Source organism: Streptomyces sp. TSRI0281 (assembly GCF_001905125.1).
Classification (GTDB): Bacteria; Actinomycetota; Actinomycetes; order Streptomycetales; family Streptomycetaceae; genus Streptomyces.
Genome location: NZ_LWLE01000036.1, coordinates 175,341 through 200,982 on the forward strand (window position 1 = coordinate 175,341; position 25,642 = coordinate 200,982).

Below are 25,642 nucleotides of genomic sequence, written 5' to 3' on the forward strand. Positions count from 1 at the left end.
AAGAGCTTGCCCCAGAACTTGGTGGCCCTGAGGTACTTCTCGTTGCTCGTCCGGACCCAGGCGGTCTGCAGGCCGGCGGTGAGCGCGGCGAGCGAGATCGTCAGGGGGACGAAGAGGAAGTGGTAGACGGTGGTAATACCGAACTGCCATCGCGCCAGGGTCTCCGGCGCCAGAGCTAGGTCCACGTCATCTTCTCCTTAGGTCGCCGTGGTCACAGCGGCAGCTTGCCCAGTCAATCCCGTCAATCACGGGACGAACCATGACACGCTTGTGAACGCGTTCACATTCACAAGCATTATGGCGCACAGACTTTCGGGGCGTTCGTGCGGGGTACCCCTCTTCGGACTTTCAGCACGATCCCACCCGCAATCCACCGGGAACGCCCCAGGACAGCGCGGTGGCCCCGGACCCCGCAGGTCGGGGTCCGGGGCCACCGGTGGACGTACTGGCGCGACCGGCAACGGCCGGCCGGCGCGGCCGAGGGCGGCGATCGCCGCCGATCGCCGCTCAACGCTGTCGGCCAAAGCCGCGCGGCACCTCTCCGCAGCAGCCGCGCGGCGCTCCTCCGCTACAGCCGCGCGCGGTACTCCTCCGCCACCTTCAGGAACAGGTCGTTCGCCTCGCCCTCCCCGACCGAGACCCGCACTCCCTCACCCGCGAACGGCCGCACCACGACACCGGCCTTCTCGCAGACGGCGGCGAAGTCGCCGGTACGGTCACCGAGCCGCAGCCAGACGAAGTTGGCCTGGGACTCCGGAACGGTCCACCCCTGCCCCACCAGACCCTCGTACACCCGGGTCCGCTCGCCGACCAGGAAGCCGACCCGTCCCAGCAGTTCGTCCTCGGCCCGGAGCGACGCGACCGCCGCGTCCTGCGCGAGCTGGCTGACACCGAAGGGGACGGCCGTCTTCCGCAGCGCGGCGGCCACCGGCTCATGGGCCACCGCGAAACCGACCCGCAGCCCTGCCAGGCCGTACGCCTTGGAGAAGGTCCTCAGCACCGCCACATTGGGCCGGTCCCGGTAGATCTCGATGCCGTCCGGCACCTCGACATCACGGACGAACTCCCGGTACGCCTCGTCGAGCACCACCAGGACATCACCCGGCACCCGGTCCAGGAACCGCTCCAGCTCGGCCCTGCGCACGGCGGTGCCGGTCGGGTTGTTCGGGTTGCAGACGAAGATCATCCGGGTCCGGTCGGTGATCGCGTCCGCCATCGCGTCGAGATCGTGCACCTCGCCATCGGTCAGCGGCACCTTCACCGAGGTCGCCCCGCTGACTTGGGTGATGATCGGGTACGCCTCGAAGGAACGCCAGGCGTAGATGACCTCGTCGCCGGGGCCCGAGGTGGCCTGGAGCAGCTGCTGGGCCACACCGACCGATCCGGTGCCGGTCGCCAGGTGCGCGAGGGGCACACCGAAGCGTTCGGCCAGCTCATTCATCAGAGCGGTACACGCCATGTCCGGGTACCGGTTGAAGTCCGCGGCCGCGGCCAGCGTGGACTCCAGCACTCCGGGCAGCGGCGGATACGGGTTCTCGTTGGAGGACAGCTTGAAGGCGACCGGTCCATCGGCGGCGGCCGGCTTGCCCGGCACATAGGCAGGCACACCGTCCAGCTCGGCACGCAGCTTGGGGCTCGTCTCGCTCACCGCAGGTCCTCCTAGGTCATCCGCATGCATCAATACTGCTCACCTTATGAGGATTGAGCCCTGCTGCGAATGGCGGGAGCGAGGAATCGTTCGAGGGGGGAGCGTTTCTCTGTCCCGACGCACGCCGGTGGCTCACTCCGTGGCGCGCGTCCCCCGAAGTGGTGAGTTGAGACCTCTTCGAAACATCGAACATTTAGTAGGCCCACACCGTTCGACACATGACACACTGAGGTCCAGGCGACCAACACCCTTTATTTTTCAGGTATTTGGTCGATGATGACCATGCAGAAACGTGCCTGTCAACGTGTGCATATGCGACCGGCCTGACCACCCCTCCGAGCCCTACTATCGGCTCGCCATGACAGCAGCAGGGAAGCACCAGGTGAGCCGGACGGAGACACCCCGGCGCAACAGCCGGCCGGGACGGGCGGGTATCCGGGACGTGGCCGCCGCGGCCGGGGTCTCGATCACGACCGTCTCCGACGCGCTCAACGGCAAGGGCAGGCTCCCGGACGCCACCCGCCGCCATGTCCGCGAGGTCGCAGAGCGCCTGGGCTACCGCCCGTCCGCCGCGGCCCGAACCCTCCGTACCGGCAGATCCGGCCTGATCGGCCTGACCGTGACCACCTACGGGAATGAACCTTTCACCTTCACCGAATTCGCGTACTTCGCGGAGATGGCCAGAGCCGCGACCTCCGCGGCCCTCGACCGCGGATACGCCCTCGTCATCCTTCCCGCCACCTCCCGTCACGACGTCTGGTCGAACGTCGCACTCGACGGCACCGTCGTCATCGACCCCTCCGACCAGGACCCGGTCGTCACCGAACTCGTGCGCCAGGGCCTGCCCGTCGTCTCGGACGGCCGCCCGGCCGGGACGCTTCCGGTCACCGCCTGGGTCGACAACGACCACCGGGCCGCCGTACTCGATCTCCTCGACCACCTCGCCGCCGCCGGAGCGCGCCGTATCGGCCTGCTGACCGGCACCACCACCGACACATACACCCGGCTGTCCACCACCGCGTACCTCCACTGGTGCGAGCGGGTGGGCCAGGACCCGGTCTACGAGTCCTACCCGGCCCACGACCCCTGCGCGGGCGCGGTCGCCGCCGACCGCCTCCTCGCCCGCCCGGACCGCCCCGACGCCGTCTACGGGCTCTTCGACCCCAACGGGACCGATCTGCTGGCGGCCGCCCGCCGCTACGGTCTGCGGGTCCCCGAGGACCTGCTGCTGGTCTGCTGCAGCGAGTCCACCGTGTACGCGAGCACCGAGCCGCCCATCACGACGCTCTCGCTCAAGCCGCACCGCATCGGCACAGCCGTCGTCCAGCTCCTCATCGACGCCATCGAAGGCGTCGAACACGACGGTCCGGTGGAGCAGGTGATACCGACGGAGCTCATCGTCCGGACCTCCTCGCAACGGCGTCCGCCCCGCACCACCGTCAGCCCGCCACGATCCCCGAGCGGGGACTGATCGTATTATTCCGGACCAATTGGCCGGTGAACCGTGCGTGCGCCCGGATTCACCACCCCTGGTGCGTCACACAGCACGATCCGCATTCCTATGATGGGCGCACGACACCGCGGACCACCTCTACCAGGCACGGCCCGTCAGGTGTACGGCGGCGCGACGGTGGTGGAGGGGTCGATGACTCAGGGGGCCGGTCAGGAACCCGTGGTGCGGACGGCGACGTTGCGCGACTTCCGCGTACCGCCGTATGCGCAGACACCTGTGCCTCGGCACCCACCGCACCCGGGCAACGCCATGCCCGGCGACGAGCCGCCGGAGGGCTACACGCCCACCGAACGCGACCTTCCCGTCATCCATCGCGGCGACACGGTCCGGGCGCGGACCGTCCCGGCCCCGCAGGCCGTTCCCGCTACGGAGCGCGGACCGCTGTATGTCGTGGGTGACGTCCACGGCTATCTGGACGAGCTGCTGGCCGCCCTCGCCGAACAGGGTCTCGTCGACGCCGACGGCAACTGGACCGCGGGCAACGCCCGGCTGTGGTTCCTCGGTGACTTCACGGACCGCGGCCCGGACGGCATCGGCGTCATCGACCTCGTCATGCGCCTCTCCGCCGAGGCGGCGGCCGCGGGCGGCTACTGCAAGGCCCTCATGGGAAACCACGAGCTGCTACTGATCGGCGCCAAGCGGTTCGCCGACACCCCGGTCAACTCCGGAGCCGGCACCGCCACCTTCCAGGCCGCCTGGCTGCTCAACGGCGGCCAGAAGACGGACATGGAGCGGCTCCAGGACGTCCACCTCCAGTGGATGTCCCGGCTCGACGCGGTCGTCGAGGAGGACGGGCACCTGCTGATGCACTCCGACACGACGGCGTACCTCGACTACGGGTCCACCATCGAGGACGTCAACGACACGGTGCACGCCATTCTCACGCGCAACGACGCCGACGAGTGCTGGGACCTCTTCCGCAAGCTCACCAAGCGCTTCGCCTTCCGCGACGAGGGCGGCTCCCAGGCGGTGCGCGAGCTGATGACGACCTACGGCGGACAGCGCGTCGTCCATGGTCACAGCCCCATTCCGTATCTGCTCGGCGAGGTCGGTTCGGAGGACAGCGAGAACGGTGCGGGACCGGTGGTGAACGGTCCGCATGTGTACGCGGACGGGCTCGCCATCGCCATGGACGGCGGAGTGACCATGGCCGGAAAACTGCTGGTCGTCCAACTCCCCCTGCATGACTGAGGGCTGTCGGGGAAGACGCATACACGACCTGACCCCGCCGATCACCGGGCCCAATTACGGAAAGCCCCTGTCACCCCGTGCCGTGAGCGCTCTACCATCGGCGTATCAGTAGCAGGCTCTCCTCCGTTTCCGCCCGATCGCCCGGCCGTCTCGGGGCATCAGGCCCTACGGAGCATCGGGGGATGCATATGACTAGCGCTCCGCACCTGCTGGCCGAGGACCGCCCCGAGTACGAGCGGATCCTCGGTGACGCACTTCGTCATGCTCATGAACGCCCGGATCTGGACGGCGTCGGGGACCGTCTCAACACGGAACAGCTGCGCACCATGGCGCTGAACGCCACGGACCTGATCACCGCGGCCGCCGCCACGGAGTACGAGCACTATGTGCGCGCCCGCGGCGAGCTGCGTACGCCCACGGGTGCGGCGGACCAGGACGAGGATCAGGAACCGGGCCTCGGTACACCGCTGGGCGGGACGGACCGTACGGGCGGCATAGGCGCGGCCGTCACGGTCCTGGCTCCGGTCCTGGCGGGGACGGCCTCCCTGATCTTCCTGCTGGTCGGCTACGTCCTGAAGGCCGTCAGCCCGTCGCTCGCCTTCGCCGGCACCATGGTCACGGCCGGGTGGTTCTTCGGGGCCCTCGCCGCGGTGTCCAGCCTCGTCGCCGCCACGGGACTGCTGGTCACCGCGCTTCACAACGGTGCGTCCTCGCTGTCCGCCGAGAACGAGGAGCAGGAGCTCCCGGAAGAGATCGCGCGGGCCAGGGAGGCCTGGCGCCACGCCCTGCTGGAGCGCGGGATCCTGCCGTTCCTGCGGGACGCCCTGGACGATCCGACCGCCGGTCCCGCCGCGCGGACCCCGCACCGCTCCCCGAACCGCATCCCGAAGATCGGCTACAGCAGCCCGGACTTCTCCGGTCCGGAGGACGGCCCCTCGGCGGGACCGCGGCCGACCTTCACCAGCCCCGACTTCACGAGCCCGGACTTCGGCGGCCCCGAGCACCAGCCGGACTGACGGCCCCCGGCCACCGGCCACCACCCGTCGGCCGGTGGGCGACACCCCGCGCGCATCAGGCAGCCCGTGCCCGCCCCGCGCATGCCCGCGCGGGCATCCGGTGATGTCACGACGGACCGTTGAAAGCAGCCCGCCCCGCGCACGCCCGCGCGGACACGGCAAAGGCCGGGGCAGCTCGCGCTGCACCCGGCCCGTGCGGTGCTCCGGCCCGTGACGGGCCGGAGCGGTGAATCAGATGCCCTGCGGCGCCAGCTTCGGGTTGGCACCGTACTCGTTCGCCTCGTACTTGCCCTCGGTGGCCAGGAAGACCAGCAGGATGATGCCGCCGACCAGCGGGACGAGCGAGATCAGGATCCACCAGCCCGAACGGCCGGTGTCGTGCAGCCGGCGCACGATGACCGCGATCGAGGGGACGATGACCGCGACGAGGTAGATGTAGTACGGGATCTGCGTGTCTATCACCCCGCCGATGACCATCAGGATCACGGCAGCGATGAAGTTGAAGAGCACGAACATCCAGTACTCCTTGCGGCGTGCACGACCGCTGAAGCCTGCGTAGTTCTTGAGTACGTCCAGGTACCAGTTCATGGTGATTCCCTCCCCGGGCCCCCCGTGCGAGGGCTCACATTTTCCAGCCAGGCATGCCGGAAAGTAAGGCACAGATAAGGACGCGGTCAAGCGCAGGCGGGCCGGGGGCGAAACGTACATCCAGCTGCAGCACTACCGTGTCCATACCGTCGCTCAACCAGTGCGGAATCCATGGCAAATGGCTCCTCTATGACCGAAACGGCCTGTTGCGGACAGTTGTTGAGACCCCGCTGTGCCGGAGTACGGCGTCGCCCGGGCGCAAAAGGCTCCCTGGGCGACGCCGCCACGTCCCTCCGTGCGTCAGGGGATTCCCCACACCCCGGCTCCTTCCCCCAGATCGGAGGCCAGGATTCCGGTCAGTCCGCGATCGGCAGATAAACCCGGTTGCCCGAGGCCGCGAACTCCTTCGACTTCTCCGCCATGCCCGTCTCGATCTCCGCCCGCGAACCGCCGTGCTCGCGCCGGATGTCCTGGGAGATCTTCATCGAACAGAGCATCACCAGATGCTCCACACCGTTAGCGTGGTCGCATCGGCTCGACCACCAAACAGGCGGAGGCTCCCGATGGAGAAGCGCGAAGAGATCATCAGCCAGTTACGAGGAGTTCCCGAAAGGCTGCCGTCCGTCGAGGACGTCCGCGCGATGCTCTCCGCAGACCCGTCCCTGAAGTGCGTGGTCTGCTACGCCCGTATCTCGTTCGACGGCCGTGTGAAGGACGCTCACGGCATCGAGGACCAGCACCGGGACATGGTGACTAACGCCCGCAGACTCGGGTGGCTTGTGGTCTACCGGTACACCGACAACGACAAGAGCGCCAGCAAAGAGAGCGTCGTCCGCGACGATTTCGAGCAGCTGATCAAAGACCTGGGGACCGGGACCACGCCGGAGGGCTACCCGATCCACGGCGTGATGGCGGTCAACGATGACCGCCTCTACCGGCGTCCAAGCGACTGGGAGCGCTACCTCAAGGCGTTCACCTCGCAGGAAGGCCGTGTGTACCACGACTCGAACGGCACGCAGGACCTGTACGCCGAGGGGTTCGAGATCAAGGGGCTGGTGGGTGTCGCCATGTCCCTGAGCGAGACGCGGAAGAAGCAGCGCCGCACCAGGAACAGCCATCGCAGCCGCGCCATCCGAGGTCAGTCTGTTGCCGCATGGCGTCCCTTCGGCTGGGACGACGACAAGATCACGCTCCGACCGGAGGAGGCCGCCGCGATCCGCAAGGCGGTACATGACGTGATCGCCGGAGCGTCCATTTCCGAGATCACCGCGCAGTGGAAGGAAGCCGAGTTCATCACGAGTCGCGGAAATCCCTTCCAGTACCAGACCGTCAAGCAGATCCTCAAGAACGCTCGCCTGTGCGGCTACCGGGAGATCAAGGGCGAGTTGGTCCGGGACGGTGACGACCAGCCGATCACGGGTGAGTGGGAGCCGATCATCACGCCGCGGGAGTGGTATGCCGTCACGGCCGAGATTCGGGGGCGAGGCCATGGAGCCGGTGTGCCGCTCGGGGGCCTGGTCCACAAGTACCTACTCACCGGGATTCTCAGATGCGGCAACGTGCTTGAGGACGGAACCACCTGCAACAACAAGATGATTGGCATCAAGGCCAACGACTGGTTGAAGTACCAGCACGCCTATATGTGCAAGAAGACCGTAGACAGTGGGTGCAACAAGACCTACAAGCGCGGCGACAAGACAGACCGGCACATCGAGCGGCTGGTGATCGCCAAGCTAAAGGCGGAGGCCGAGTCCGCCACACGGGAGGTACCCGAGTGGGACAAGGCCGATGATCTGGAACGCGCCGTACAAAGCCGCAAGGCGCTGGAAAAGCGCTGGCAGGACGGGGAGGTAGAGGACGAAATGTTCTTCAGGAATCTCCCCGCACTGGAAGCGCGCGTCAAGGAACTCCGTGCGGACCAGGCCAAGCATTTGGCGATGAAGGCCGCAGCCGAGGCAGCACGCGAGGACATCGCCCAATCTTGGGAATCCAAGACACTCTCCCAGAGGCGAGAACTCATCAAAAAGGCCGTCCACGCGATCGTCGCGATCCCTGGCGGCAAGGGCAACAAAGCCTTCGACGTGGAACTCCTCAAGCCCGTGTGGCGCTCCGACGAGTGAGCCGTACCCCCAGAATCTCCCCCATCCTGTGTAACTGATCGTCCGAGAGCGGCGGTGACTCGCGTACGTGGCGCTCGATCCACGCCGCCACCGCCGCTTCCTCGTCTGTCTCACGTTTCTGTTCTGTGCGTCTCGCCGCCGATCGGGTCATGTCGCGGCACCACCCACAGACTCCGATTCCGCGCGAGCGATCTCGCGGTTCTGGGCCTGGTCCTCAGCGACCCCAGCGGCGATGAGGGCAGCGCCGGGAGTGTGACCGGAGCCGACGTATCGCCAGTGGGCATCGGTGATCGCGTCGGGCTCGTCGGCGTAGTCGGGCGCGGCCCGTTCGTGGTCGGCGCGTTCGGCGCGCAGGGCCCCGTAAGTGGTCGAGTAGGCACGGGACTTGGTGAGGATGTGGCCCCGGTATCCGAGGGTGTGGGCCCAGGCGCGCAGGCGCAGCGGCTCCAGTTCCGGAAGGCCGCCGAGTCGCCAGCAGACGCCTATGAGGGTACGTAGGTGAGATGACAGCCGTGCCGTTGTGATGTCGTTGGGGCTGGTCACCGGGTGGTCGAGGCCGGCGGAGGAGTCGGCCGCTCCTTTGGTGACGTACTTCGCGACGTACGCCCTACGGCATCATCGGCCAGTCCCTCGCGACCGCCGAAGGCTTGGAGCGGCCGGGCGTCGAGCTGGCCGCCCCAGCGCAGCTCATATTCGCCAAGGGCCGGGCTGTACGGGGTGCGAAGATGTACGGCCGCCGCAGCGGTGCGCACCACGGCGGCGAGGAGTTCGGCGGTCGCCCAGGCCGGGGGCGGGGTATCGGGCCCGTGTGCGCCGTCGAGTCGGACCACGGCGTGGACGTGGACGGCGCCGCGCTTCTGGTACTCGGCGACTTTGGCGTAGGAGATGCGCACGGTGCGCCGCAGGCCGGTGCGTGCGGCGAGGTGGTGGTAGAGGTTGTCTGTGAACGCCTTCCACAGCCGTCCGGCGTGCGCGTGCCACAGGACGTGGGCCGGGTAGTCGTAACAGCCGGAACAGAGCGGTTGCCCGACAAACGGATCAGTCGCGTCATGGGTGGCCGGGCAGCCGGGTGAGCGTCCGTGCTCGCACTGGTCGGCGTGACGGCGGGGACGGCATCGTTCGCCGTCTGCGGTGGTGCGGTGGACGGGTCCGAAGGAGGGGGCCGTCAGGGTGAGGAAGAGGCGGGGGCGTTCCCGTACGTCCGCCGGTACCAACTTGCCGCCGACGAGTCCGGCGCGGACCAGGTGGAAGGTGTCGCCCGCGTGGAGGCGGGAGCAGGGGGCGCAGACGGTGGCGCGGCGGTTGCGGCAGCGGATCAGCAGCCGTTCGCCGGGCTCTGTGCCGGTGTCGTAGTGGTGCAGGACTTCGCCCGTGTCGGCATCACGGGTGGTGGTCGATCCGGAGAGCTGGACCGGGTGGGCGCAGCCACCAGTAGCGGTGACTTGCTCAAGCCACCAGCCGAACCGGGGGTCTTGGACGAGGCGTATCAGGTCTTGGTCGACTTCGGAGAGCTGACGCAGACGCGCCGCGCGGTCGAGCACGGCGCGTCTGTGAGCCGAGGGATTCTCGGCGGGGATGGTGGCGACCTCCCGGGGTTGGCCGCCGTAGCGGCACGGATGGTTTGGGCTGGGTGGGATTCGTCCATGGAGATCACTCCCGGTCCGTCAGTCGGTGGGTTAGCGGATGGTGCCGGTGCCCCGGCAGCAGCGGCAGCGCCGCCGGTGGCCGGAACGGGTCTTGCGGTAGCGCTCGCCCTTGCAGACGGGGCAGCGGACACGGCGCATGGGCATACTTCGGTGTCTCCCTGGTTGTCTCAGGTGTGGGTGAAGGCGGACAGGAACCAGTTCACGAGGCCGTCCGCCGTGAAGATGGCCGGTGTCTGTCCCAGGTACATGCCGAACAGGGCGATCAGTACCGCTTCCCACCACCGCACCTCGCGGGAGCGGACGAGGAGCACGGTGACGAGCCCGAAGACGAGCATCAGCGGCAGAGCTGTCGAATCGCTCATATCTCAGTACCCCCGTCGGTCGCGTTCGCGAGGTACGGCAGGTGCGGGGTCAGGTCCGCGAACTCCGCCGCTGCCTCCTGCACTTCGGTTGTTGTGGTCAGACGGGAGCGGCCCCGCATCCAGCCGCCCAGGTCGCCCGTCGTCACGGCGACACCCTGTTCCGTCTTAGCGATCGACTGTGCGACCACCACGGCGTCCTTGTTGAGGTCGCCGAGCGCCATTTCCGCCGTGCCGGGATCGTTGACACGGTGACAGATCCGGCCGCCCAACTGGGCTCGCAACGCGGTGACTCCGGGCCCAAGGTCGGAGCCGACCCGCTGCCCCGCCACCACCAGGTGGATGCCGAGGGCCGCGCCGAGTTGGGCCAGGCGCAGGAGGTAGGTCGAGCACTTCTCTGCCTCTGACCGTTGGTCTTTGGCGCCGTTGGTCAGGTACAGCTCTGCCAGTTCGTCGACGATCACGACGACCGGCACCGGGCGTTGCTTGTCGGGCAGGTCCCATATCGAGCGGGCGCCCGCCTCGCGGCAGAGCGTCATGCGCTCCTGCATGTCGGTCACCAGCGAGCCAAGCACGATGACCGCCTCACTGCGGCAGGTGGCCAGGGCGGAGAGCCGCTGTTCGACCAGCCCCAGTTCCATGCCGCCCTTGCAGTCGATGCCGACCAGGGCGACCGGTTGCGGGGCGAGTTCGGTGATGAGCCGCGTGATCAGGGTGGACTTGCCCGACTGTGTCGCGCCGACGATCAGCCAGTGCGGCACGCGCCGGAAGTCCATGACCCACGCATGGCCCGTCTCCAGTGCGCCGACGACCGCCGACAGCAGCGCCGCCGACTCCCGCACGGCGGGACGGCCGGGATGCTCCAGAGGGTCACTGGCCGTCGCGGCGATCAGTACGACGCCACGTTCCGGCGAGGTGACGCGTACGGCGTGTATGCGCCAGGTGTGCGCGAAGGCGTCGGCCGCCCCGAGGAACGGGGCCGGAGTCTGCCCCGGGTGAAGCCGCACCAGCAGTTCCAGACCGTTCGGCGTGGGACGCGGGAAGGAGTAGCGCGGGGTGCGGGTGCGCAGCGGTTCACCTCTGACGGTGGGACATCGCCGAGCTGCTGCGGCGTACGGAGATGTCCAGCATCAACAGTGCCGCCCTGGAGTCGATCGAGCAGGGCATCGACCAGTTGGCCCGCGCCTACCCGTACGCCGATGCCGACTACCTGCACCAGCGCACTCGGAACGGCTTGCAGTACGTCACCAAGCAGCTTGAAAGCCGGATGACACTGCGTCAGCACCGGGAGCTACTCGTTGATTCCGGGTGGCTGTTCCTGCTCAATGCGTGCATCCAGTACGACCGGGGGCAGCGGGAAGCCGCCAACCTAAGCAAGGCCGCCGCACTCCGGATCGGCGAAGAGGCCGGTCACGGCGAGATCAAGGCATGGGCGTGGGCGATCGAGGCATGGTTTGCCCTCACCCAGAGCCGATGGCAGGACATGCTCACCGCAGTGGAAGCCGGTCACGTCGCCGATCAGACGCATTCCGTCGGCGTGCAGTTGTACGCGCACAAGGCCCGCGCCGCCGCCCGGATGGGAGACGCGCGATTGGTCCGCGACTCCCTGGACGCCGGGCGAGCGAGGCTGGACCGCCTGGCCCGCCCGGATCACCCCGAGCACCACTTCATCATCGACCCTGATAAATGGGACTTCTACGAGATGGACGCCTACCGCCTGCTCGGTGACGACGAGCGCGCCGCCGCCCACGCCCGGTCGGTGGTCCGGATCAGCACTGGCCCGGACGGCACCGAGATCTCACCCATGCCTGCCGCAGAAGCCCGCCTCACGCTCGGAGTCGCCGCTGCCCGGACTGGTGAGATAGAGGAGGCCGTAGGCAAGGGCACTGCGGCCCTCGCAGCCGACCGGAAGTCTCTCCCCTCCCTGCTCTTGGTCGCCAACGAGCTGGACAACGAACTTCGCGCCCGCTTCCCCCGTGAGGCATCCACGCGCGACTTCCATGAACGGATCTCGACCATCACGCGTGGCACAAGCACGCCAGAGCTTCCGTTCTGACCAGCCACATGCATGACTCGGCCCCTGCTCCCCTCACCGGGCCAGGCAGCGCACGACCACCGGCGCTGAAGACGAGCGCGACCAACCGACGCTCCCCGGACATGACACCGACCGTACCGATCCGAATTCGCCCAGATGAACGTCAGAGAACTGCGAGGCTGACTGTCCCGTTTCTGTCGCAAGGACGACCGTCCACTGGCTAGCTTCGATCAGTGAGTGCCAAAATCTAGCTCCCAAGGGAGGTCAGTGGATGTCGTCGAACGGTTCGGGTGGGGCAGCGGGGAGCGCAGGCGGGGGCGGAGGTGATCCAGAGCCTCCAGGGCCTCCGCGGCGACGAGACTGGCAAGGTCCAACAGCTCTCATCGGCGCCATTGCTGCACTGATCACCGCCCTCTTTACCATCTTTGGCGGCTCCCTCTTTGCCATCGGTGAGGAGCAAGACGACCGTCAGACGCCGGAGAGTCATGCGAGTGGCCAGACTCCGGAAACTCAACCACGCCCGTCCAGTCAGGACGACCCCAAAGTGAGATGGTTGGGCGAGCTCGTTGCTGTGTATGAGTACACCGACCTGGATACGGCCCCCACTTCGCGGACCAGAAACTCCGGGGGCGACTTGCAGGCAAGTTGGGGACAGCCCAAGGGCAACACGGTTACTGCGTACTTCTCCCACGATGTTCAGGGTGTGGAGCTGGAACCGGGCACGAAGGTCACGCCGGAGAGCTGTGCCGCGCGGGTGAGCACACACGGCGTTGACAACATCAACGTTGAAACGGGAACCCGATTTTGCATTCTGACCAACGGTGGCCGTGCGGCCCTCTTGGAAGTGAAGAGTGTGGACGCCGGTGAGGACGAGTTCATCGCGCAGGCGACCGTTTGGGAAAAGTGAAGGGCGACTAGAAAGCGAGGGGGCAGGCCGATGACCTGCCCCCTCGTCATTCAGTCAGCCAGCGGCAAGTACACGCGGTTGCCCGACTGCGCAAACTCCTGTGACTTGGCCAGCATCCCTTCCGCGATCTCTTGATCCGTCGCGACCGAATCCGCGTCACCACCGAACCGTTCTGTGATGCTTCTGCTAATCTTCATCGAGCAGAATTTCGGCCCGCACATCGAGCAGAAATGCGCCGTCTTCGCCGGTTCGGCAGGCAGCGTCTCGTCGTGGAACTCCCGCGCCGTGACCGGGTCCAGAGCCAGATTGAACTGGTCCTCCCAGCGGAACTCGAACCGCGCGTCCGACAGCGCGTCGTCCCAGTCCTGCGCCCCCGGGTGCCCCTTGGCGAGGTCAGCCGCATGGGCCGCGATCTTGTAGGTGATCACACCGGTCTTCACGTCGTCCCGGTTGGGCAGCCCCAGGTGCTCCTTGGGCGTGACGTAACAGAGCATCGCCGTCCCCCACCAGGCGATCATCGCCGCGCCGATGCCGGAGGTGATGTGGTCGTACGCCGGAGCGACATCGGTGGTCAGCGGGCCGAGCGTGTAGAACGGCGCCTCCTCGCAGATCTCCTGCTGGAGGTCGATGTTCTCCTTGATCTTGTGCATCGGGACATGCCCCGGTCCCTCGATCATCGTCTGGACGCCGAACCGCTTGGCGATCGTGTTCAGCTCGCCCAGCGTGCGGAGTTCGGCGAACTGCGCCTCGTCGTTGGCGTCGGCGATCGACCCGGGGCGCAGGCCGTCGCCCAGCGAGTACGTCACGTCGTACGTCGCGAGGATCTCGCAGAGCTCCTCGAAGTGGTCGTACAGGAACGACTCCTTGTGGTGCGCGAGGCACCAGGCGGCCATGATCGAACCGCCGCGGGAGACGATGCCGGTCTTGCGGCGGGCGGTCAGCGGCACGTACGGCAGACGCACACCGGCGTGCACCGTCATGTAGTCGACGCCCTGCTCGGCCTGCTCGATGACCGTGTCCTTGTAGATCTCCCAGGTCAGCTCCTCCGCCCTGCCGTCGACCTTTTCGAGGGCCTGATAAAGGGGAACGGTGCCGATCGGCACCGGGGAGTTACGCAGTACCCACTCACGGGTGGTGTGGATGTTGCGCCCGGTGGAGAGGTCCATGACCGTATCGGCGCCCCATTTGGTCGCCCAGGTCATCTTGTCCACTTCTTCCTCGATGGAGGAGGTGACGGCGGAGTTGCCGATGTTGGCGTTGACCTTCACCAGGAACCGCTTGCCGATGATCATCGGCTCGATCTCCGGGTGGTTGACGTTCGCGGGCAGCACGGCCCGGCCTGCGGCGATCTCCTCGCGTACGACCTCGGGCCCGACGTTCTCCCGGATCGCGACGTACTCCATCTCAGGGGTGATCTCGCCCCGTCGGGCGTACGCGAGCTGGGTGACGGGGCGCCCGTCCCGACTGCGGCGCGGCTGGCGCGGGCGGCCCGGGAAGACGGCGTCGAGGTTGCGCAGCCCGCCGCGCGGCGAGGTGTGCTTGAGCCCGTCGTCCTCGGGGCGGCCCGGACGGCCCGCGTACTCCTCGGTGTCACCGCGGGCGATGATCCAGTTCTCCCGCAGCGGTGCGAGCCCGCGGCGGACATCGGTGTCGATGGAGGGATCGGTGTACGGCCCCGACGTGTCGTACAGCGTCACGTCGTTGCCGTTGGTGAGGTGCACCTGACGGACCGGCACCCGGAGGTCCGGGCGCGAGCCCTGGACGTATCCCTTGTGCCATCCGATGGACTTCCCGGCCTCGTCGTCCGGTGCGTCCTGACCCTGCTGCGCATTCCGCGCATCCTGGTCATTCTGCTTCGAGGCAGGCGTGCGTGCGTCCGATGTGGTCATGAGACCTACTCCCTACGCCGGCATTACCCGGTAACAGGTTCGGCGGTCGGCGCAGCATGTCCCGTACGGAGTACGGAGGTCAGCGCCCTCTCAGCCCGGTGCTCCGAGCTCCCGCGTGTGCAAAGGTGCCACCACGCTAGCGCCCTTCCTGGCGAGCTGACCAGAGGACCCCTCCCGTTCTTGCGATGATCGCCCCGTGACGTCCCCCCAAAGCGACCCCGCACCCCACGACCACGCCCACGGCCACTCGCACAGTCACGGCCCCGCCGCGCCCGTCTCGAAGCATCTGCGCAAGGTGATCGCGGCCGTACTGATCCCCTTCGCCGCCGCGGTCGTCGTCGGCCTGCTGGTCCTCTGGCCGGGCGGCACCCCGGCCCACGAACGCACGGGCGTCGGCTTCGACCGGCAGACGCAGCAGGGCAAGGTGGTCCGGGTCGACAAGGTCGACTGCAAGGACGTCAACGCCGCCCAGGTGCCGCCGACCGGCGACACCTCCACGCCGTCCGGGCGCGAGGCGGTCAACGAGCAGTCCGGGCTGTGCGAGAAGGCCACGATCGAGGTGACCACCGGAAAGGACAAGGGCCGCACGTTCGTCGAGGTCGTCCAGCCCGACGCGCCCCGGCAACTGCGGCAGGGACAGGGCGTGGTCGTGGCCTACGCACCCGACGCCCCCCACGACCTCCAGTACTCGGTGACCGATGTGAACCGCACGGTCCCGATGGCTCTGCTGGCCGGGATCTTCGCCCTCGCGGTCGTCGTCGTGGGCAGGCTGCGCGGGGTGATGGCCCTGGTGGCGCTCGCCGTGTCGTTCGCCCTGCTGACCCTGTTCATCCTGCCGGCGATCCTTCAGGGGTCGAATCCCCTGGTGGTCGCGGTGATCGGGGCCAGTGCCATCATGCTGGTCGCCCTCTACCTGTGCCACGGGCTGACGGCCCGTACGTCCGTCGCGGTCATCGGCACACTGATCTCACTGCTGCTGATCGGGCTTCTCGGCTCGCTCTTCATCGGCTGGGCGAGCCTGAGCGGCAACACCGACGACAACACCGGCCTCATCCACGGGCTGTACCCGGACATCGACATGAGCGGCCTGCTGCTGGCAGGCGTCATCATCGGCTCGCTCGGAGTGCTCGACGATGTGACCGTCACCCAGACCTCGGCGGTCTGGGAACTCCATCAGGCGAACCCGACGATGGGTTGGCGGGGGCTGTACCGGGCAGGTATCAGAATCGGACGGGATCACATCGCCTCGGTCGTCAACACCCTGGTGCTCGCCTACGCGGGCGCGGCACTGCCGCTGCTGCTGCTCTTCTCGATCGCCCAGAGCAGCGTGGGAACGGTGGCCAACAGCGAACTGGTGGCTGTGGAGATCGTCCGGACGCTCGTCGGTTCGATCGGACTGGTCGCCTCGGTTCCGGTGACCACGGTGCTCGCCGCTCTGGTCGTCTCCGCGGACCGCACAGGGCTCGGCGCGGAAGCCGGAGCTCCTGCACCCGTACGGACCGGGAGGGGCCGTCGTCGCAAGACGTAACCGCGAACGACCGGCAGACAACCCGTTCGGCTGACACTCTGTTGCTCTACAGCCGACGCCTCACGTCTCCAGCAGGCGCCGTGCTTCTCTCTCAGCCGGCGTTCTGCTCCTCGGCGAGGATCCGGCCGAGCGCCTCTTCAAGGTTTCCGTCGAAGTCACCCAGCGTGTGCTCCTGACCCAGCGGCACCAGCTTGTCCGTCCGGTCGAGGAACGCGACGAGGGGTGCCGTGCCGGCCCGGAACAGCGCGCGATCCGCGCCGACCTGTAGCCGGATGTGTACATCGCTCAATCCTTCGGGCTCGGTCGGCCCGATGTGTACATCGCCGTCGCCACTGGGGCTATTGAGACCGTCCAGAAGGAGCTCGCGGCCGAATGCCCAGGTCACAGGGGCATCGCCGGGCAGGTGGAAGGTCATCCGGATCGCATACGGATCGCTGACCTCGTACCGGAGCTCCACCGGAATTCGGAACGAGAGCTCCTCGGAGACGAGGAAGCTCATCATGACCTCTGCTTGAACCGACTCACGCATCGTTCAACCCCGCAGTAGATGAAACTGGCCAGGAATGATCCCCCATGGCCCTATTGACGCCATCGTGGTGCACGCGATAGCAGATCACAAGGAGTGATTTTTCAGATACTGATAGAGAACACGAACGAACGCAAGAGGCTCGCCACTTCGCCACGTAGTTGTTCGACTGCGGGGAGCAACCGATCTTCCTGGTCAAGGGGTACAGAAATGGCCACTGCGGCGATCGTGCTACCTGCGGTAATCGGGATGGCGGCGCAGACCGTACCCAGTGCGTACTCCTGTCGCTCAATGACAGGTTCCGTACGCTCCATCGACCCGAACCGCTCAAGAAGCGACTGCCGATCTCGCACTGAGTAACGGGTCAGAGGTTGGACCGGATGGCGGTCCAGATGGTCCTCGCGGGCCTTCTCGTCGAGCTGGGCCAGCAGACACTGGCCGATCGCATGCGCGTGCCCGGTCTCCCGGAACGCGGCCCACTCGTCCACCGCGGGGGCGGCGGGGGTGTCCGCGACCGCGATGAGCTCGATCTCACCCTCGCGGTAGACGGCGCAGTACACCGGCGCGCCGATGGCGTCGCGGAGATGCGCGAGCGAGTCGCTGACGGTGCCTCGACGTTTCTGCACTGCTGGCGGACCGGTCAGTTTCTCAGCGGCTGCGCCGAAGACGAAGACGCCGTTCTCCCGGCGGAGATAGCCCTCATGGGTCAGGGTGCGCAACAGGTGGTACGCGGTCGGGAGCGGAAGGCCCGCCTCCCGCGCCAGCTGCTTCGCGGGCGCTCCGTCCCGATGGGCGCCCACAGCCTCCAGCAGCCTCAGCGCCCGCTGAACCGAGCTGATCAGCGTCGGGACAGCGGCATTCGTTGCCGTGGTCAAAGGTCACCCCCAGGCATGGTGACGGGCGATCAGCCCTCCCATGGGGGCCGCCCCCACGGGCCTGCCGCGAACCTGGGGTCCGGAGACCGGACGGACGTACAAACCACTGGTCATGGTGGTGACGGACTGTTACGTCCCAGAGGGCGGCAGCGGTGCCCCACTGTATCCGTATGGCCCGTTCGGGGTGCGGTTTCCTGGGGGACTTAGCTCAGCTGGGCTAATCGTCGTAACTGTCCGTGGTCGCGGGTCGATGGCGCACCCGCTGCCGACCGGGGTCCTTCTTCACGGATGCGCGTCCCCACCGGTCTCCTCCACCGGTCGCCCGGCGAGGACCATCGCCGCTACTGGTCGCCTCGCGAGGACCGGTCGCCCTACCAGTCGCCCCGCGAGGAGGAGGACGACATGAACTTCCGGACGAGGAAGACGACACCGCCCACCAGGACGACGAAGACCAGCACCTTGAAGAGCAGGCCGATGACGAACCCGACCACGCTGGCGATCAGGCCGCCGAACACGACGATCGCGATGACGGGCACCGCGACCCACTTCACCCACCAGGGCATCCCCGCGAATATCTCCCGTACGGCCATCGCCTTTACCTCGTCTCTGTGAGTTCCTGCTTCGATGCTAGAGGCGCGGGAGTGGCCGGCGGGGGCCCCGGAGCCCTTGAACTCCCCTGATCCAACCCCTAGGGAACCCGGGGTCCGGGGCTCAGCTCTCGGGCGGTGAGAAGACCACCATCACCCGGAGGTCCTCGGTGATGTGGTGGAACTTGTGGGCCACTCCGGCCGGTACGTACACGACGCTTCCCCTGCCGACCTGCGTCGTCTCCATGCCGACCGTGATCGCCGCCCGGCCGCTGACGACGAAGTACACCTCGTCCTGCTGGTGGGGCTGTTGCGGATCGAGTTCACCGGCGTCCAGGGCGTACAGGCCGACGGACATGTTCCGTTCCCGCACGAACTGCAGATACGCGCCGTCGTTGGCGGCCCGCTCCGCCTCCAGCTCGTCCAGTCTGAATGCCTTCACGGCCCGTCCGCCCCTCGTACCCGTAGTGCCGGTGTCCGCCACCGATCATGTCTGCCACGATCAGACACATGAAGAATTTCCTAGTCAAGACGATCGCCAACGCGGGTGCGCTGGCCGTGGCCATCTGGCTGGTCCAGGACATCACCCTCGAAGGGGGCAGTACCGGCCGCAAGGCCCTCACCCTGATCGTGGTGGCCCTGCTCTTCGGCCTGGTGAACTTCCTGGTGAAGCCAGTGGTGAAGCTGCTCACCTTCCCGCTGTTCATCCTGACGCTCGGACTGATCACCCTGGTGGTCAATGCCCTGATGCTGATGCTGACCTCCTGGCTGGCCGGCCTGTTCGATCTCAGCTTCCATGTCGACGGGTTCTGGACCGCCGTACTCGGTGGCTTGATCATCTCTGTCGTGTCCTGGGCGCTCAACGTCGTCCTGCCCGATGAGGACTGACCTCCGGGGCCCTGAGGCCGGCTCCGGGGCCACTTGAGACAGTGCGGTGCGGACCGGTGGTACGCCGGGGAGAGAAGCGAGGAAGCAGCATGAGCACCATGGGTGACGGAACACGGGCGGTGCGGGCGGGGCTTCCCGAACCGGAGCAGTACGAACCCACCCTGCCCGGTCCGGTTTTCGCCGCGCACTTCCATCTCTCCGGCGCACCCGTCGGCCCCTACACCTACGGCCGGGACTCCAACCCGACCTGGACGCATCTGGAGCGGGCCATCGGCGAGCTGGAGGCGCCGGGGGAGGAGGTCGGGACCACGGTCTTCGCCTCCGGTATGGCCGCGATCTCGGCCGTGCTGCTGTCCCAGGCACGCACGGGTGACACCGTGGTGCTGCCGGACGACGGCTATCAGGCGCTGCCACTGGTCCGGGAGCAGCTGGAGGCCTATGGCGTCGAGGTGCGGACCGCGCCCACGGGAGGCGACGCTCAGCTCGCGGTCCTGGAAGGCGCCAAGCTGCTGTGGATCGAGACCCCGTCCAACCCGGGCCTCGATGTCTGCGACGTACGACGGCTGGTCGCCGCCGCGCACGCGGCGGGCGCGCTGGTCGCCGTCGACAACACCCTGGCCACCCCGATCGGCCAGCGCCCGCTGGAACTGGGCGCCGACTTCTCGGTGGCCAGCGACACCAAGGGCATGACCGGGCACGGCGACATCCTGCTCGGCCATGTGACCTGCCGCGACCCCGAGCTGTCGGCAGGGGTACGGCGCTGGCGCAAGGTCGTCGGAGCGATTCCGGGTCCCATGGAGGCATGGCTCGCCCATCGCTCCCTGGCGACGCTGCACCTGCGGATCGACCGTCAGTGCGCGACCGCGCTGGCGCTCGCCGAGGCGCTGGCCCGGCGCGCGGAGGTGACCGGGCTGCGGTATCCGGGGCTGCCCACCGACCCCTCGTACCCCAACGCCGTACGTCAGATGCGGCGCTTCGGTTCCGTCGTGTCGTTCGTGCTGGCCGACCGGGAGACCGCCGAGCGGTTCCTGGCCGGGCTGCGGCTGGTCGACGACGCGACGAGCTTCGGCGGCGTACGCTCCACCGCCGAACGCCGGGGCCGGTGGGGCGGCGACGCCGTACCGGAAGGCTTCATCCGCTTCTCGGTCGGCGCGGAGGACCCGGAGGACCTGCTGGCCGACGTGGAGCGGGCCCTGGACGAGGCGACTCGCTAGGCCGTGCCGGGAAGCACCATGCCGGGGCGGCGCCGGGCCGTGGATCTTTCGCCGTACGTCATGACGGGGCCTGGCGGTCCGAGCCTCCCCCCTCGTGGCTCGGACCGCCCCGGTTCTCCATGCGCTCTCCGCCACTCCCCGCATGAAGCACCGCCTGGACAAGGCTAGTTGACTCTGCGTCAGTGTCCAATCACAGTAGCGGCAGCGGCCTATCGACATATCTATCGCTGTCCGGGACCGAGACGGCGCGCTGCCGGGAGGGGCAGGACATGGACCTGACTCTGCTGCGCACGTTCGTCACCGTGCACCGGGCGGGTTCCTTCACGCGCGCCGCCGCCCTCCTCGGGCTGTCTCAGCCCGCCGTCACCTCGCAGATCCGCACCCTGGAACGGCAGCTGGGCCGTCCGCTCTTCCTGCGTAAAGCCCGTGGAGTGACCCCGACCAGCATCGGCGACGAACTCGCCCACCGGGCGGCCCCCCATCTGGACGCGCTGGTCGAGATCGCCGAGACCGGGCTCGACGAGGAGTCGGGCGTACGGACACTGCATCTGGCCGGTCCGCCGGAGTTCACATCCGTCCGTGCGCTGCCCGCTCTGGCCCCCCTGGTCTCCCAGGGCCTCGCACTGCGCAGTTCCTTCGTCCCGAACGCCGAGGAGACGCTGGAGGGGCTGGCAGCCGGACATCACGATCTGGCCATCACCACGGCCCGGCCGCGCGGCGGGCTGCTCACCTCGACACCACTCTGCGACGAGGAACACGTGCTGGTGGCCGCGCCCCGCTGGGCCGGGCGGCTGGGACCCGGAACGCTGCGGCACAAGGGCCCCGTGGTGCTGGAGCAACTGCCGGTGGTCGAGGTGCACGAGAGCCTGCCGCTCGTCTCCCGCTACTGGGCCGCCGTCTTCGACAGCCGGCCCGCCGCGTCCGCCACCGTCATCGCTCCGGACCTGCGGGCGGTCCTGGAGTGCGCGGTGGCGGGTGCCGGGCTCGCCGTCCTGCCGCGCTATCTCTGTGAGCGGGCGCTGGAGCGGGGCGAGGTCGTGGCCCTGCTCGACCCCCCGGTCCCGCCGCTGCGCACGTACTTCGTGGCCGTACGGACCGGCACGCTCGCCCTGCCGCACATCGCGCGGGCGCACGAATGGCTGGTGCGCACTGCTGTCGCCTGGTGACCCGACGGGCGGCGGGCGTTTCAGAACCCGTTTCCCGGGCCACGCTCTTGCCATGACCGAACGTCCTGTGGTCAAGCGCACCGCACGCGCCATCCTGCTCGACGGTGAGGACCTCGTCCTCATCAAACGCACCAAGCCGGGGGTGGATCCGTACTGGCTCACGCCCGGCGGCGGGGTCGAACCGGAGGACGCCACCGTCGTGGACGCCCTGCACCGCGAGGTCGACGAAGAGCTCGGTGCCAAGGTCGTCGACGTGGTGCCCTGTTTCGTCGACACCGTCGAGCACATCGCGGACGGCGGGGTGACCGGGGTGAAGGTTCAGCACTTCTTCGTCTGCCGACTGGAGTCGATGGACCCGTCACGCCGCCACGGCCCCGAGATCGACGAGCCCTGCGGGGAGTACGAGATCGTCCGGGTGCCCTTCAGCAGGGTCGGGATCGCCGCGGTCCATCTCGTACCGCTGTCGCTGCGGCACTATCTGGACGGCAATATCGAGGGCGTACGGGCCATGCACGCGCCCGACCTGGGCTGAGGCAGCGGGCGGGAAGCGCGGGCGGGAACTACGGGCATCGGAGCCCCCCTGGCCGCTGTGCTCTGCTGCCCCATGGCTGTATGAGCAGCCCTCTCTGCGCCCGAGCCCGCGGGCCGCGTTCGTACGCCGAGCTCAGTACAGGCGGATACTCCCGTCGGCAGACGACCGATCCCTCCTCGCTTGGCACCGTGTTTCACGTGAAACCACTCAAGCGTCCCGTTCGCCGGGGTCTCCTCGTCGCCCATGTCGCCGTCTCCGTGAGCTGGCTCGGACTCACCGTCGGTCTGCTGACTCTCGGCGTCGCGGCGTTCGTCACAGGGGATGCCACCACCGCTCAGGCGGCCACCCGTGCCATGAAGATCTTCGGGGACTGGCTGGTGATCCCGGTGGCCCTCCTCTCGCTCCTCAGCGGCCTGGTGCTGGCCCTCGGCACCCCCTGGGGGCTCGCGCGTCATCGCTGGGTCTGGACGAAGTTCTGGCTGACCCTGATCACGGCGGGACTGTCGATCTTCTCGCTGCGCCCCGGGATCGACGAGGCGGCCACCAGCGGCGTCGTGGACATCGATCTGATCATCGCGCCTTCGGTGGCCGCGGCCACCTACCTCTTCATCACGGCCATCTCGGTGCTCAAGCCCTGGGGGCCGACCCGGCGCGGCCGACGCCTGCGGGTCTCGGCCAGTTCCGCTAAAACGGTGGACGAGCGATCACCGCATCGGACAGCCTGACCTTCATGCACCGCCCACTGCCCCGGCCGCTCGCCGAACTGCCCATCCGACGTCTCACCCGGGACGACCTGGTCGCCTGCGCCGATCTCTGCGAGGACCGCGGCTGGCCACGCGACGAGCACCGATGGAGCCTGCTGCTCTCCGCCGGTACGGGGTACGGCATCGACGCCCCCGACGGCAAGGGCCTGGTGGGAGCCTGCGTGGTGACCTCGTACGGGCCTCGGCTCTCCGCCATCGGCATGCTGCTCGTAGCCGGGCGCTACGCCCGGCAGGGAGTCGCACGGAACCTGATGCGGTACGTGATCGAGGCCGCCGGGAGCACTCCGCTCTCGCTGTACGCGACAGCCCAGGGGCAGCCGCTGTACGAACAGCTCGGTTTCGGGGTCGTGGGCCGGGCGGAGCGCGTCAGCGGCTATTTCCGGCCGGACGGCGGGGCGAGCGGTGCCGCCACGGTCCCGGCCGCCGTGACCACCCGCCCGGCCTCGGCGGACGACCTACAGGCAATGGTCCGGCTGGACCTCGCGGTCTTCGGTACCGACCGGACCCACATCATCGCCCGGCTTCCGGCATTCTCCGACCGGCTCCGGGTCGCGGAAGCCGAGGGCGAGCTCATCGGCTACGCGGCGCTCTGGCCCAGTGGAAACGCTCATGCGCTCGGCCCGTTGATCGCTCGGGACACGGCCACGGCCAAGGCACTCGTCAGCTCGCTCGCCGCGACGACGGACCGCCCCCTGCGGGCGGATGTCGACGCACGCCACGAGGAACTGCTCGGCTGGTTCGAGGAACACGGCCTGGAGCAGGGTTCCCGTACGGCTGTGATGACGTACGGGAACCCCGGCCTGCCGGGCGACTGGGCACGCCGCTTCGCACCGCTGACCGTCGCGACGGGCTGACGGGGCGCCGCCGGGGGGCGGCTGTCAGACGAGTGCGTCCGCGGCGGCCGACGCGAACCCGTGGTCCTGCTCGGGTGCGCCTCCGCCGACACCGATGGCCCCGACCAGCCGGCCGTCACGGCGGACGGGAACGCCGCCCGCGATGAAGAGCAGCGGCCGGTCGAGCGCGGTCGGCAGCGTGTGGAAGAGCCCGCCGGGCTGAACCGCGTCGACGAGGTCCGCGGTGGGAGCGTTCAGCTGAAGCGCCGTGTACGCCTTGCGCGTGCTGGTCTCGCCCGCGATGAGTACGGCCCGGTCGTCCCGCCGGAAGGCCAGCGGATGACCGCCCGCGTCGAGAACGGTGACGGCGACGGTGACACCTGCGGCCTCCGCGGCGGTACGGGCCGCCTCGACCAGTGCCTCGGCGTCCTGGATGGTCAGCGGGGCAACGACGGTGGTGGGGGTGGTGCTCATGGGAACTGCTCCTGTCGGTACGTGGTGCGTGGTGCTTGATACGTGGGGGGTGCGCGTCGTGTGGCGCGCTGGGCACGGGCGTGCGGTTGAGGGCTCGGGCCGCGCCCGCCGGTGAGGCGGGGATTCAGGGACGGGACGCGGGGACGGCCGCCGGTTCGGGGGTGTGCGCGGCAACGATCCGGCCGCGGACGGCGGTGCGGCGCTCCAGGGTGCTGGAGACGACGGCCAGCACCAGGGCGGAGGCGGCGAGTGCGGCGCCGACCCAGTTGGGTGCGGTGTAGCCGAGGCCCGCGGCGATCACGAGTCCACCGAGCCAGGCGGACAGGGCGTTGCCGAGGTTGAAGGCTCCGATGTTGACGGCGGAGGCGAGGGTGGGCGCACCCGCTGCCTGGTCGAGAACCCGCTTCTGCAGCGGCGGCACGGTCGCGAAGCCCAGGCCGCCGATCAGCACGATGGTGACGGCTGCGGCGATCTTGTTGTGGGCGGTCATGGTGAACAGGCCCAGCACCATGGCGAGCGCGCCGAGCGACACGTACAGCAGCGGCATCAGGTGGCGGTCGGCGAACTTTCCGCCGATCAGATTGCCGGCGACCATGCCGAGCCCGAAGAGAACCAGCAGCCAGGTGACGGAGGACGTCGAGTATCCGGCGACCTCGGTCATCATCGGGGTGATGTAGGTGATCGCGGCGAAGACTCCGCCGAAGCCCAGGACGGTCATCGCCATCGCCAGCAGGACCTGGACGTTGCGGAACGCGGCCAGTTCGTGCCGGATGCGTACGCCTTCGGCCCTGGGCTGGTCGGGTACGAGTTTCGCCACGCCGAGAAGACCGACCACGCCGAGTCCGGCGACGATGAAGAACGTGGTCCGCCAGCCGGCGGTCTGTCCGATGAAGGTGCCGAGCGGTACACCGACCACATTGGCGACGGTGAGCCCGGTGAACATCATGGCGATGGCCCCGGCCTTCTTCTGCGGCGCGACCAGATCGGCCGCGACGACCGATCCGATGCCGAAGAAGGCTCCGTGGGCGAGCGAGGCGATCACCCGTCCGGCGAGCATGACGCCGAAGACCGGGGCGACGGCGGACACCACGTTGCCCGCGATGAACAGCCCCATCAGGAGCATCAGCATGCGTTTACGGGTGACCCGGGTGCCCAGCATCGTCATCAGCGGAGCGCCGAGCACGACACCGAGTGCGTAACCGGTGACGAGGAAGCCTGCGGTCGGGATCGACACCTGGAAGTCCGCGGCAACCTCAGGGAGCAACCCCATGATCACGAACTCGGTGGTTCCGATACCGAATGCCCCGATGGCGAGAGCGAGGAGCGCGAGCGGCATGGGTTTC

At 68.2% G+C, this 25,642-nt stretch carries 25 protein-coding genes and 2 pseudogenes; 13 read left to right on the forward strand and 14 right to left on the reverse strand.

Annotated elements, in window-relative coordinates:
• On the reverse strand, positions 1-185 hold a 185-nt coding region (locus tag A6A29_RS47270; RefSeq protein ID WP_241838792.1), incomplete at its 3' end, for a cytochrome ubiquinol oxidase subunit I.
• Positions 186-568: 383 nt separating this feature from the next.
• Entirely contained in the window at positions 569-1,648 is a 1,080-nt protein-coding gene (gene hisC / locus A6A29_RS37625) for a histidinol-phosphate transaminase (RefSeq protein WP_073727636.1), read from the reverse strand.
• A 358-nt stretch (positions 1,649-2,006) separates the two neighbouring features.
• On the opposite strand from hisC, the gene A6A29_RS37630 reads away from it, so the two are divergent.
• The 3 genes from A6A29_RS37630 (at position 2,007) to A6A29_RS37640 (ending at position 5,368) form a co-directional block, all read left to right on the forward strand.
• Positions 2,007-3,119 carry a LacI family DNA-binding transcriptional regulator gene (locus A6A29_RS37630; RefSeq protein WP_073727638.1) on the forward strand — a complete coding sequence of 371 codons (1,113 nt, stop codon included), beginning with the start codon at positions 2,007-2,009 and terminating at the stop codon, positions 3,117-3,119.
• Positions 3,120-3,293: 174 nt separating this feature from the next.
• Positions 3,294-4,352 (forward strand): metallophosphoesterase, encoded by a 1,059-nt coding sequence (locus A6A29_RS37635; RefSeq protein WP_073728111.1) that lies wholly within the window; start codon positions 3,294-3,296, stop codon positions 4,350-4,352.
• A 182-nt stretch (positions 4,353-4,534) separates the two neighbouring features.
• Positions 4,535-5,368: a hypothetical protein gene (locus A6A29_RS37640; RefSeq protein ID WP_073727640.1), complete on the forward strand. Its 834-nt coding sequence runs from the start codon at positions 4,535-4,537 to the stop codon at positions 5,366-5,368.
• A gap of 231 nt (positions 5,369-5,599) precedes the next feature.
• Here the strand turns inward: A6A29_RS37640 and A6A29_RS37645 are convergent, their stop codons facing one another.
• Together A6A29_RS37645 and A6A29_RS45600 are read right to left on the reverse strand one after the other, a co-directional pair.
• Positions 5,600-5,956 carry a DUF805 domain-containing protein gene (locus A6A29_RS37645; RefSeq protein WP_073727642.1) on the reverse strand — a complete coding sequence of 119 codons (357 nt, stop codon included), beginning with the start codon at positions 5,954-5,956 and terminating at the stop codon, positions 5,600-5,602.
• Between the two features lie 356 nt (positions 5,957-6,312).
• Positions 6,313-6,468 carry a hypothetical protein gene (locus tag A6A29_RS45600; RefSeq protein ID WP_158074502.1) on the reverse strand — a complete coding sequence of 52 codons (156 nt, stop codon included), beginning with the start codon at positions 6,466-6,468 and terminating at the stop codon, positions 6,313-6,315.
• A gap of 51 nt (positions 6,469-6,519) precedes the next feature.
• Here A6A29_RS45600 and A6A29_RS37650 point away from each other — a divergent pair, with 51 nt between their 5' ends.
• Complete coding sequence (locus A6A29_RS37650; protein WP_198953547.1) at positions 6,520-8,076, forward strand: recombinase family protein; 1,557 nt, start codon at positions 6,520-6,522, stop codon at positions 8,074-8,076.
• A 147-nt stretch (positions 8,077-8,223) separates the two neighbouring features.
• Here A6A29_RS37650 and A6A29_RS37655 read toward each other — a convergent pair.
• The 3 genes and pseudogenes from A6A29_RS37655 to A6A29_RS37665 all read right to left on the reverse strand — a co-directional run.
• Positions 8,224-9,617, reverse strand: a pseudogene (locus A6A29_RS37655) (replication initiator).
• A gap of 272 nt (positions 9,618-9,889) precedes the next feature.
• Positions 9,890-10,084, reverse strand: coding sequence for a hypothetical protein (locus A6A29_RS37660; protein ID WP_073727644.1), 195 nt, complete (start codon positions 10,082-10,084; stop codon positions 9,890-9,892).
• A pseudogene (locus A6A29_RS37665) lies at positions 10,081-11,166 on the reverse strand (FtsK/SpoIIIE domain-containing protein); the annotation flags it as partial. The pseudogene A6A29_RS37665 and the gene A6A29_RS37660, both read right to left, overlap by 4 nt.
• 35 nt (positions 11,167-11,201) lie before the next feature.
• On the opposite strand from A6A29_RS37665, the gene A6A29_RS37670 reads away from it, so the two are divergent.
• Together A6A29_RS37670 and A6A29_RS37675 are read left to right on the forward strand one after the other, a co-directional pair.
• The gene (locus A6A29_RS37670; RefSeq protein ID WP_241838793.1) at positions 11,202-12,137 is read left to right on the forward strand and encodes a tetratricopeptide repeat protein; all 936 of its coding nucleotides are present in this window, start codon (positions 11,202-11,204) and stop codon (positions 12,135-12,137) included.
• Positions 12,138-12,669: 532 nt separating this feature from the next.
• Entirely contained in the window at positions 12,670-13,023 is a 354-nt protein-coding gene (locus tag A6A29_RS37675; RefSeq protein WP_143197143.1) for a hypothetical protein, read from the forward strand.
• 50 nt (positions 13,024-13,073) lie between these two features.
• Here the strand turns inward: A6A29_RS37675 and thiC are convergent, their stop codons facing one another.
• Positions 13,074-14,912, reverse strand: coding sequence for a phosphomethylpyrimidine synthase ThiC (gene thiC, locus A6A29_RS37680; RefSeq protein ID WP_073727648.1), 1,839 nt, complete (start codon positions 14,910-14,912; stop codon positions 13,074-13,076).
• Positions 14,913-15,108: 196 nt separating this feature from the next.
• On the opposite strand from thiC, the gene A6A29_RS37685 reads away from it, so the two are divergent.
• Positions 15,109-16,440: a YibE/F family protein gene (locus tag A6A29_RS37685; protein WP_073727650.1), complete on the forward strand. Its 1,332-nt coding sequence runs from the start codon at positions 15,109-15,111 to the stop codon at positions 16,438-16,440.
• 91 nt (positions 16,441-16,531) lie between these two features.
• Here the strand turns inward: A6A29_RS37685 and A6A29_RS37690 are convergent, their stop codons facing one another.
• From A6A29_RS37690 to A6A29_RS37705, 4 genes are all read right to left on the reverse strand, one after another.
• Entirely contained in the window at positions 16,532-16,969 is a 438-nt protein-coding gene (locus A6A29_RS37690; protein ID WP_073727652.1) for an SsgA family sporulation/cell division regulator, read from the reverse strand.
• A 101-nt stretch (positions 16,970-17,070) separates the two neighbouring features.
• Positions 17,071-17,841 carry a helix-turn-helix domain-containing protein gene (locus A6A29_RS37695; RefSeq protein ID WP_198953548.1) on the reverse strand — a complete coding sequence of 257 codons (771 nt, stop codon included), beginning with the start codon at positions 17,839-17,841 and terminating at the stop codon, positions 17,071-17,073.
• A gap of 371 nt (positions 17,842-18,212) precedes the next feature.
• Positions 18,213-18,431 carry a DUF5326 family protein gene (locus A6A29_RS37700; RefSeq protein WP_073727654.1) on the reverse strand — a complete coding sequence of 73 codons (219 nt, stop codon included), beginning with the start codon at positions 18,429-18,431 and terminating at the stop codon, positions 18,213-18,215.
• Between the two features lie 121 nt (positions 18,432-18,552).
• On the reverse strand, positions 18,553-18,870 hold the full coding sequence (locus A6A29_RS37705; RefSeq protein ID WP_073727656.1) for a cupin domain-containing protein: 318 nt from the start codon (positions 18,868-18,870) through the stop codon (positions 18,553-18,555).
• A 68-nt stretch (positions 18,871-18,938) separates the two neighbouring features.
• Here A6A29_RS37705 and A6A29_RS37710 point away from each other — a divergent pair, with 68 nt between their 5' ends.
• The 6 genes from A6A29_RS37710 (at position 18,939) to A6A29_RS37735 (ending at position 23,846) form a co-directional block, all read left to right on the forward strand.
• Positions 18,939-19,316 carry a phage holin family protein gene (locus tag A6A29_RS37710; protein WP_073727658.1) on the forward strand — a complete coding sequence of 126 codons (378 nt, stop codon included), beginning with the start codon at positions 18,939-18,941 and terminating at the stop codon, positions 19,314-19,316.
• 89 nt (positions 19,317-19,405) lie between these two features.
• Positions 19,406-20,530 carry a cystathionine gamma-lyase gene (locus tag A6A29_RS37715; RefSeq protein WP_073727660.1) on the forward strand — a complete coding sequence of 375 codons (1,125 nt, stop codon included), beginning with the start codon at positions 19,406-19,408 and terminating at the stop codon, positions 20,528-20,530.
• A gap of 269 nt (positions 20,531-20,799) precedes the next feature.
• Positions 20,800-21,696 carry a LysR family transcriptional regulator gene (locus tag A6A29_RS37720; protein ID WP_073727662.1) on the forward strand — a complete coding sequence of 299 codons (897 nt, stop codon included), beginning with the start codon at positions 20,800-20,802 and terminating at the stop codon, positions 21,694-21,696.
• Between the two features lie 52 nt (positions 21,697-21,748).
• Positions 21,749-22,228 carry an NUDIX domain-containing protein gene (locus A6A29_RS37725; RefSeq protein ID WP_073727664.1) on the forward strand — a complete coding sequence of 160 codons (480 nt, stop codon included), beginning with the start codon at positions 21,749-21,751 and terminating at the stop codon, positions 22,226-22,228.
• 197 nt (positions 22,229-22,425) lie between these two features.
• On the forward strand, positions 22,426-22,953 hold the full coding sequence (locus A6A29_RS37730) for a DUF2269 domain-containing protein (protein WP_073727666.1): 528 nt from the start codon (positions 22,426-22,428) through the stop codon (positions 22,951-22,953).
• A 5-nt stretch (positions 22,954-22,958) separates the two neighbouring features.
• Positions 22,959-23,846: a GNAT family N-acetyltransferase gene (locus A6A29_RS37735; protein WP_073727668.1), complete on the forward strand. Its 888-nt coding sequence runs from the start codon at positions 22,959-22,961 to the stop codon at positions 23,844-23,846.
• A 24-nt stretch (positions 23,847-23,870) separates the two neighbouring features.
• On the opposite strand, the gene A6A29_RS37740 is transcribed toward A6A29_RS37735, so the two are convergent.
• Both A6A29_RS37740 and A6A29_RS37745 read right to left on the reverse strand, forming a co-directional pair.
• The gene (locus A6A29_RS37740) at positions 23,871-24,299 is read right to left on the reverse strand and encodes a GlcG/HbpS family heme-binding protein (RefSeq protein WP_073727670.1); all 429 of its coding nucleotides are present in this window, start codon (positions 24,297-24,299) and stop codon (positions 23,871-23,873) included.
• Between the two features lie 124 nt (positions 24,300-24,423).
• Positions 24,424-25,635, reverse strand: a complete 1,212-nt coding sequence (locus A6A29_RS37745) for an MFS transporter (RefSeq protein WP_073727672.1) — start codon at positions 25,633-25,635, stop codon at positions 24,424-24,426.
• Between the last annotated feature and the right edge of the window lie 7 nt (positions 25,636-25,642).

Coding starts and splice junctions, on each gene's coding strand:
- A6A29_RS37630 (WP_073727638.1), top strand. CDS start 2,007: ATGACAGCAGCAGGGAAGCACCAGGTGAGCCGGACGGAGACACCCCGG.
- A6A29_RS37635 (WP_073728111.1), top strand. CDS start 3,294: ATGACTCAGGGGGCCGGTCAGGAACCCGTGGTGCGGACGGCGACGTTG.
- A6A29_RS37640 (WP_073727640.1), top strand. CDS start 4,535: ATGCATATGACTAGCGCTCCGCACCTGCTGGCCGAGGACCGCCCCGAG.
- A6A29_RS37645 (WP_073727642.1), bottom strand. CDS start 5,956: ATGAACTGGTACCTGGACGTACTCAAGAACTACGCAGGCTTCAGCGGT.
- A6A29_RS37650 (WP_198953547.1), top strand. CDS start 6,520: ATGGAGAAGCGCGAAGAGATCATCAGCCAGTTACGAGGAGTTCCCGAA.
- A6A29_RS37660 (WP_073727644.1), bottom strand. CDS start 10,084: ATGAGCGATTCGACAGCTCTGCCGCTGATGCTCGTCTTCGGGCTCGTC.
- A6A29_RS37670 (WP_241838793.1), top strand. CDS start 11,202: ATGTCCAGCATCAACAGTGCCGCCCTGGAGTCGATCGAGCAGGGCATC.
- thiC (WP_073727648.1), bottom strand. CDS start 14,912: ATGACCACATCGGACGCACGCACGCCTGCCTCGAAGCAGAATGACCAG.
- A6A29_RS37690 (WP_073727652.1), bottom strand. CDS start 16,969: ATGCGTGAGTCGGTTCAAGCAGAGGTCATGATGAGCTTCCTCGTCTCC.
- A6A29_RS37700 (WP_073727654.1), bottom strand. CDS start 18,431: ATGGCCGTACGGGAGATATTCGCGGGGATGCCCTGGTGGGTGAAGTGG.
- A6A29_RS37710 (WP_073727658.1), top strand. CDS start 18,939: ATGAAGAATTTCCTAGTCAAGACGATCGCCAACGCGGGTGCGCTGGCC.
- A6A29_RS37715 (WP_073727660.1), top strand. CDS start 19,406: ATGAGCACCATGGGTGACGGAACACGGGCGGTGCGGGCGGGGCTTCCC.
- A6A29_RS37720 (WP_073727662.1), top strand. CDS start 20,800: ATGGACCTGACTCTGCTGCGCACGTTCGTCACCGTGCACCGGGCGGGT.
- A6A29_RS37725 (WP_073727664.1), top strand. CDS start 21,749: ATGACCGAACGTCCTGTGGTCAAGCGCACCGCACGCGCCATCCTGCTC.
- A6A29_RS37735 (WP_073727668.1), top strand. CDS start 22,959: ATGCACCGCCCACTGCCCCGGCCGCTCGCCGAACTGCCCATCCGACGT.
- A6A29_RS37740 (WP_073727670.1), bottom strand. CDS start 24,299: ATGAGCACCACCCCCACCACCGTCGTTGCCCCGCTGACCATCCAGGAC.
- A6A29_RS37745 (WP_073727672.1), bottom strand. CDS start 25,635: ATGCCGCTCGCGCTCCTCGCTCTCGCCATCGGGGCATTCGGTATCGGA.